The organism is Synergistaceae bacterium (assembly GCA_021372895.1).
Lineage (GTDB): Bacteria > Synergistota > Synergistia > Synergistales > Synergistaceae > JAJFTP01.
This window is the reverse complement of the sequence record JAJFTP010000038.1, coordinates 1-7557: the sequence shown is the minus strand read 5'-3', so window position 1 is coordinate 7557 and position 7557 is coordinate 1. Positions and strand designations below refer to the sequence as shown.

Sequence of the window (7557 nt, the reverse complement as noted above, 5' to 3'; positions counted from 1 at the left end):
CTGGATTCCCGATCTCGAAACGCACTCGAAATAGTTCAGTCACTATGGTGATTTGTTATGTCCCTCTTTCGAGGAACAGTGTCCTTCCTGATCAAAAGCATGCGGGAAAGACGGTGGGAAAGTTAAACGGATTTACTTTATTCTGTTGCGGATCATCTCCAGAAAATATCTGTGGACCGTGCCGTCCTCTGTTACCTCGGGATGGAATGCGGTGACGAGCATGTTTTTTTCTCTGGCCGCGGTCGGAGAACCCTTCTCAGTCGCGAGTACCTCGACATTTTTTCCGACATGGGATATGTACGGGGCGCGGATGAACGGCATCAGTATCGGCCCCTTTCCCGCGAATGTGCCGTATGCGGTGAAGCTGCCAAGCTGTCTTCCGTATGCATTGCGCTTCACTGTTATGTCCATGACGGCGAAGTGTTGCCTGCTGTCGTTTTCTATCTCTTTTGCGAGCAGGATCATACCCGCGCAGGTCCCGTAGACGGGAAGGCCGTTTTCCAGCATAGCCCTGATCCTTTCAAACAGTCCGGACTCACGCAGAAGTTTGCCCTGGGCTGTACTCTCCCCTCCCGGGAGGATAAGCCCGTCGATGTCTGCGTCAAGATCCGCTGTGCTGCGGATCTCCACTGGCTGTGCGCCGAGTTTGCACAGCATGGAGCAGTGTTCGGCGAATGCTCCCTGTACGGCAGTAACACCGACCCTGATGATATCGTCCATTTTTTATTTGCCCCGCTCCGCCATAAGTACCGCTATCTCGTCTTCGTTGATTCCGACCATTGCCTCGCCTAGGTTTTCAGATATTTCGGCAAGTATTTTCGGATCGTTGTAGTTTGTAACGGCTTTTACTATTGCCGCCGCGCGTTTCTGCGGGTTGCCTGATTTGAATATCCCGCTTCCCACAAATACGCCTTCCGCGCCGAGCATCATCATGAGCGCTGCGTCCGCAGGAGTCGCGACCCCGCCTGCCGCGAAGTTGACGACCGGCAGCCGCCCTTCTTCGTGGACGGAGAGAAGGAGTCCATAAGGTACCTGAAGTTCCTTTGCAGCTTCGAAGATCTCATCCTTGCGCATGGATCTTACTCGGCATATCTCGGCGTTGATGCTTCTCATGTGGCGCACTGCCTGAATTATGTCGCCTGTCCCTGGTTCGCCTTTCGTTCTTATCATGGCTGCGCCCTCTTCGATCCTGCGCAGTGCTTCGCTCAGACTGCGTGCGCCGCAGACAAACGGGACGCGGAAAGCTGTCTTGTCAATGTGGTGGATGTCATCCGCAGGGCTGAGGACTTCGCTTTCATCGATGTAGTCTATCTCTATTGCCTCGAGTATGCGGGCTTCGGCTATATGTCCGATGCGGCACTTAGCCATGACCGGGATCGATACAGCCTGTTGGATGCTCCTGATCATCCCAGGGTCGCTCATCCTCGATATTCCTCCGGCCTGTCTGATGTCTGCGGGGATGCGCTCAAGCGCCATTACCGCGCAGGCTCCGGCATCTTCGGCTATCTTTGCCTGTTCGGGCGTCGTGACGTCCATGATAACGCCGCCTTTGAACATTTTCGCAAGGTCTCTGTTAAGCTTTATTTGTTCCTCGTTTGTCATAATCTTTTCCCCCTATTGTAAATACGTTTAAATCCCTTTATAGTTATATGAGTTAATTGTCATTTTAACAATGGACAGATTTAGATATTTTAAGCATGACAGATTTCATCCGAGGTGATTTTAAAATGCTTTATAATTTTCTTGACATTGATAAAAATTCTGACGTCCCTTTATGGCGCCAGCTGCGTGAAAGCATAGCCAGAGCGCTGTCGGAAGGCAGGATAGAGGTGGGGAGCCGTCTGCCGTCGATCCGCGATCTTGCCGGGGAGCTTGGCGTTAGCAGGTCGCCGGTTGAGAATGCCTATGTGCAGATGCAGATAGACGGACTTATAGAGAGCAGGCCCAAGAGCGGGTTCTTCGCACTCTCTCCCCCTGAGAATACAGGCGATGCGGTTTTGCTGCAGCGCAACGAGGCTCCTCTACGGCAGGCGCGGTATGATTTCCGCGGCGGCCGCGTAGACGCGAAAACAGCTGATATCGATATATGGCGCAGACATCTCCGTATAGCGCTGAATAAGCAGGACGAGATCATTTCCAACGGAGATCCGCAGGGAGAACCGGAGCTGAGGGAAGCACTTGTCGGGTACTGTTATACGGCGCGCGGGGTCAGTGCCTCTGCCGACAGGATCGTGATAGCCTCGGGGACACAGCAGCTGCTGGCTGCTTTATGCAGGATACTTGGGCGCAGCGGGAGAGCTGTGATGGAGCGGCCCGGTTTTGCACAGGCAGAACAGATTTTTCTCGATTTCGGCTGGGATGTGCATTTCCTGGATGGAGACAAGGATGACAGGATAGCCGAAGAGCTGAAGGATCGCGCGGCAGATCTTTTTGCAGATATAACTTCCAACAGGCCGCAGGTCCCGGTGTCTAAACTTTCCCGCAGAAGAAAACAGATCCTTGAATGGGCGGCGCAAAACGGTAAATATGTTCTGGAGGACGACTATAATGGCGAGCTCCGCTATGTCTCGCGCCCCGTGCCGTCGCTTCAGGGACTTGCCCCCGAGCATGTCATATACATCGGCAGTTTTTCCAGGCTCCTGCTTCCTTCGGTTCGAATCGCATACATGGTGCTGCCGAAAAAACTCACAGAAGCGGCGAAGGATAAGAGCTCATTATATGACCAGACCTCGAGCAAAATAGAGCAGCTTGCCCTTGCCGAATACATAAGGGAAAGGCATCTGGAAAGGCACCTCAGAAGGAGCAGGAAAATCTACCAGATGAAGAGCCGCGCGCTTCTTTCTGCTTTGTCCGGAGAATTCGGCAGCGACGCAGATTGTGTCCTGCTTGAAACATCACTGGCCGTGGCGCTGTCACTGCATACGGATGCCGGCGCGGATGAGTTGGCTGATGCGTCGAAGAGAGCAGGCATACTTATAGAACCGTTACATACTGCCGAGAGCGGTTTCCCATCTGTGCTTCTATCTTTCTCCGGAATTCCGCCGGAGGACATAGGACCTGCCGTGCATGAGCTCAAAGCCGCATGGAGTGATTTTATATAGCAACCAACTTCTCATAGACCGGTCATAAGTAATGCACAGGTGCAGTATATGACAGGTTCACGTAACCCATTGCGCATTATTTATATATGGCTTCCTGTCCCGCTAAAGCAGAGAGCGTCTCCGATGTTTATTGAGAGGCTGCTGTAGGGCATCGGTCCGGCCATGCCGGCGGTAGACATCATAACTGAGGCGACGGTATGCCATCCGGGGAACTTTTTTGTCAGTAGCCAGACAGAAAGAGGAAAAAGAGTATAAAGGCACTGATTATGCGTGACGAAATATGGCCATAAAACAGCGGCGATAAGATTGCGCCGACGTAATATTGACGTATAATATATAGATATATTTATAAGTGTTTAATCCAAAGGCGGCGACCATATGAAGGACTATAATGAAATAGCTGATATTTTCAAGGCTCTCGCTGATCCCAACAGGATCATGATTATCGACATGCTGTCATGCGGAGAACTCTGTGCGTGTAAGATCCTTGAAAGGCTGTGTCTGTCACAGCCTACGCTCTCGCACCACATGAAGATACTCTGCCAGGCAGAGCTTGTCAGGGGCAGGAAAGATGGTAAATGGATGCACTACACGCTTTCTCAAGAAAGGTTTGCGGAACTTGGCGGACTGGTAAAGGAACTCTCGTCAGCCAAGGATGATTGTATCTGCAAAAGCGAAGAGGACTGACTAAGGACAGCTGATCAAAAAGCTCGAAAGCAGGCGGGATAAAGCGCCTTTATTCCGACACCGCTGCCATAACCTGTTATCGGGTTATGGCGCAGGATGCGGTTTTTTGTCAGTTGCCCAACCGGCTTAACAGAACTTCAATATCATCACAAAATGGCTGACACTTCCCAGGATGACAAATATGTGGAATATCTCATGAAAACCGAGCCAATCAGGTACTATATTGGGGCGTTTTATGGCATATATTATGCCGCCGACTGTGTATAATATCCCTCCCGCAAGCAGCCATAAAATAGCCTGCGATCCTGCCGCCCTGTACAATGGCACTACCGCAAACACCGCTATCCAGCCCATTATTATGTAGATGCCGGTGTAAAGCCATCTTGGTATATTGAAAAAGAACATTTTCATCACGATACCGACTAAAGCACATGACCATATCACAGACAGAAGGGTGTAGCCGGTTGCTCCTCTGAGCAGTGTAAGGCACACAGGTGTATATGTGCCCGCAATAAGCACAAAAATCATGCTGTGGTCAAGTTTCTGAAGTATCCGTATGACTTTTTCGGAGCTGTTTACAAGATGATACACGGCGCTGGCCGTGTAAAGCAGTATCATACTGGCGCCGAATACAGAAAATGATACTATCTCCCATACGTCCTGATTTCTTATAGCGACGTACAAAAGAACAGCCAATGCAACAACGGAGAGAAGGGCTCCGATCAGATGGCTGAAGCCGCTGGCGGGCTCCCTGAATATTTTTTTCATCGCAATACCTCCTAAATCATTGCCGCATTTTTTACCTACCCTAAATCACATGCATTGCGCGAGCGTACTGTAGCAGTCAATTTTTTGCGCATTTGATCATTCTGTATTTTCATAATTATAAGCCAAATATAAAATTACGGAATTGTTCATTTCTGCCTAAAACCCACATAAAAGAATAATTATATATACATTGACATTTATCTATATGTAATCTATATTATCACGTGGAAAGAGTAATGTCGGTCTGGAGGCGGGTATATATGAAAATAATAGGAAGCTTCTTCCTGTTTATTCAAAATCAGGTGCTGGGGATGAAATGGCTCAATGTTCTTGCAGGACATTTTGTCGGTGCAGTCGGCCTCGACACGGCGTCGAAGGCAGGCGGGTCGCTGCAGTTCTTTATCTTTGACGGGATAAAGATATTTGTTCTCCTTTCGGTACTGATTTTCATAATCTCGTATATACAGAGTTACTTTCCGCCGGAGCGCACAAAGAGGATACTGGGACGTTTTCGCGGGGTCAGGGCAAACACTCTTGCAGCGCTTCTGGGTACTGTGACGCCGTTCTGCTCATGCTCGTCCATACCGCTTTTTATCGGATTTACAAGCGCCGGGCTGCCTCTTGGCGTGACGTTTTCCTTCCTCATCTCTTCGCCGCTTGTTGATCTCGGATCGCTGATACTTCTTATGAGTATATTCGGTGCGAAGATAGCCGTGGCCTACGTTATAGTTGGTCTTATGCTCGCAGTTGCGGGAGGTACCATGATCGAGGCCATGCACCTTGAGCGTTATGTCGAGGAGTATATCAAGGCTATAGGCAGCGTTGACTTGGAGTCGCCCGACCTTACCCGCCGCGACAGGCTGATTTACGCGAAGGATCAGGTCGCGTTCACGGTCAAAAAAGTTGCGCCGTATATATTTATCGGAGTGGGCATTGGTGCGCTTATCCATAATTGGATACCTCAGGAGCTTGTAGAAAGGGTTCTCGGCGATAAAAATCCGTTCTCCGTTTTGCTCGCGACTGCGATAGGCATCCCGATGTACGCCGATATCTTCGGCACGCTGCCGATTGCGGAGGCCCTCTATGCTAAAGGAGTCGGACTTGGTACCATCATGTCGCTGATGATGGCGGTAACGGCACTTTCCCTGCCGTCGGTAATAATGCTGCGCAAGGCGGTCAAGCCTCCGCTTCTGATGTTTTTTGTCGGTATTGTGTCTTTTGGGATAATAACGATCGGCTATACTTTTAACGCATTTGGCCGGATGTTTATGTAGGTTTTTCCACAGTTTAAAAAGGGGAGGTAACGATATGTTAGGTTTTGGTAAGAAGAAAGATAAAAATAACTGCTGCTGCGGAAATATTGATGCTGAGACGATCAAGGAGGCGCAAGCGGGGGGCTCCGCGGTGAAAGTCCTGGGCATGGGGTGCTCAAACTGCAAAATACTTGCTGATAATGCAGTAAAAGCGCTTGAACGGCTCGGCATGGAGCCGGCAGTCGAAAAGATTACAGACATGGCGCAGATCGCGGCTTATGGTGTTATGTCAACGCCGGCACTTGTCATAGGGGGCAAAGTAGTTTCAGCCGGGAAAGTGCTGAGCACTGAAGAAATAGTAAAACTTATGCAGAAACAGGGCGCTCAGCCGAAATAATCACAGAAACCCACGCGGATAGGGTCTTTTAATGTAAGAGGGGAAAAATAGATGCAGAATATAACGAATGGCGTGAAAAATATAAAAATACCGTCGATATCTATCACTTCTTCTCATTGGCTTGGACTTGTGGCCAAACGCGGAGGAACATTCTTCATCCGGATATCTGTCAATATCGTCGGCTGATGAAGTGCCTTTAAGGGCCCGGCGGGCCTTATAGGAATTCCGGAAGAAGAGACGGAAAAATATATCGAGCTCTGTGTCACGGATATCAGAGGAGATGTTTATCCCGGACTGAGATGTCTGCTGCACGAGGATTGCATAGGGAAATTTTCCAAGACAGCCGAAGGAGATATGCTTCTGTTTACCGAACAGAGCGGGACTATCAGATGCAGATTTAAAAACCTGCCCGGCGTTGACCGCAGATAGGCTGTCAGTGATTTTTACCCCCGCCGCTTACTTTATGTGAGAAATTTCAGTATATTCAGTATATAATGTTCCCGGGGGTGGGGGGTAAATGAGGCGAAAGGATAAAGAAGTCACATCCAAGGAATGGATGGAGCAGGTTCTGCAGGACGGTGTCTGGCTCGGACTTGCTATGTCCGGTGCGGGTGGGTGGCCGTATGTCCTGCCGATGAACTATGGCTGGGGCGACGGTTTCCTTGTGATCCACGGTGCAAAAGAAGGCAAGAAAATCGATATGCTGAAGGCAAACCCAAAAGTTTGCTTCAACGTTACCGTTGATGAAGAAATCGTCCGATGCGAGGAAGATCCGTCAGAGTTCAGCATGAAATACCGCAGTGTCACCGGATACGGAGTCGCGCATTTCCTGGAGGATATTGACGAAAAGAGGGATGCCCTGCATGTGCTTATGCGCCACTATGACGGGCCTACGGAGCCGATGCCCGACGGGATGCTTTTGGCGGTATCTGTTATAAGAATAGAAATAACTGAGATGACAGGGAAGGTCAGTTATTACCCAAAACCGGAATAAGTGGAATACCTGAACTTTCCAATCGCCTTCCGAGTGTTTCTCAGCGGAGATCCAGCGGGTTCACGGTCTTAAAGACACTTTATCTCATCTGTAAAACATAAATGTAAGACGAGAAAGGAGAATGTTACAGCCTCTCTAATAGCAACGAATAGCAACGACCGGGAAAGCTGAGCGAAATATCATTTACATTTATTGTTTTTTGTTCGATAAAACAGGCTCTATCTGCATTGACAGGGGCATAAGAGAGTAATACAATAGTCTGAGTGTCATTTTCATAATATAAGGCACGGATGATTTTTTACAACATATTCCATAACGTATTTACTTCAACAGAATCATAATTTAAAACACAGGGAG

At 49.1% G+C, this 7557-nt stretch carries 7 protein-coding genes and 1 pseudogene; 5 read left to right on the top strand and 3 right to left on the bottom strand.

All coding sequences use genetic code 11. From position 1 onward, the window contains the following. Nucleotides 1-132 precede the first annotated feature (132 nt). Together pdxT and pdxS are read right to left on the bottom strand one after the other, a co-directional pair. A complete protein-coding gene (gene pdxT / locus LLF78_03670; GenBank protein ID MCE5201596.1) occupies nucleotides 133-720 on the bottom strand; it encodes a pyridoxal 5'-phosphate synthase glutaminase subunit PdxT in 588 nt (195 codons plus the stop codon). A gap of 3 nt (nucleotides 721-723) precedes the next feature. Further along, complete coding sequence (gene pdxS / locus LLF78_03665) at nucleotides 724-1602, bottom strand: pyridoxal 5'-phosphate synthase lyase subunit PdxS (protein ID MCE5201595.1); 879 nt, start codon at nucleotides 1600-1602, stop codon at nucleotides 724-726. A 125-nt stretch (nucleotides 1603-1727) separates the two neighbouring features. Here pdxS and LLF78_03660 point away from each other — a divergent pair, with 125 nt between their 5' ends. Beyond that, nucleotides 1728-3101 carry a PLP-dependent aminotransferase family protein gene (locus LLF78_03660; protein MCE5201594.1) on the top strand — a complete coding sequence of 458 codons (1374 nt, stop codon included), beginning with the start codon at nucleotides 1728-1730 and terminating at the stop codon, nucleotides 3099-3101. 378 nt (nucleotides 3102-3479) lie between these two features. Then, nucleotides 3480-3677, top strand: a pseudogene (locus LLF78_03655) (metalloregulator ArsR/SmtB family transcription factor). Nucleotides 3678-3914: 237 nt separating this feature from the next. On the opposite strand, the gene LLF78_03650 reads toward LLF78_03655, so the two are convergent. After that, nucleotides 3915-4556, bottom strand: coding sequence for a hemolysin III family protein (locus tag LLF78_03650; GenBank protein MCE5201593.1), 642 nt, complete (start codon nucleotides 4554-4556; stop codon nucleotides 3915-3917). A 260-nt stretch (nucleotides 4557-4816) separates the two neighbouring features. Here LLF78_03650 and LLF78_03645 point away from each other — a divergent pair, with 260 nt between their 5' ends. From LLF78_03645 to LLF78_03635, 3 genes are all read left to right on the top strand, one after another. Continuing rightward, nucleotides 4817-5830, top strand: a complete 1014-nt coding sequence (locus LLF78_03645) for a permease (protein ID MCE5201592.1) — start codon at nucleotides 4817-4819, stop codon at nucleotides 5828-5830. Nucleotides 5831-5864: 34 nt separating this feature from the next. Further along, nucleotides 5865-6206: a thioredoxin family protein gene (locus LLF78_03640; GenBank protein ID MCE5201591.1), complete on the top strand. Its 342-nt coding sequence runs from the start codon at nucleotides 5865-5867 to the stop codon at nucleotides 6204-6206. Between the two features lie 517 nt (nucleotides 6207-6723). Further along, the gene (locus LLF78_03635) at nucleotides 6724-7200 is read left to right on the top strand and encodes a pyridoxamine 5'-phosphate oxidase family protein (protein MCE5201590.1); all 477 of its coding nucleotides are present in this window, start codon (nucleotides 6724-6726) and stop codon (nucleotides 7198-7200) included. Nucleotides 7201-7557: the final 357 nt, after the last annotated feature.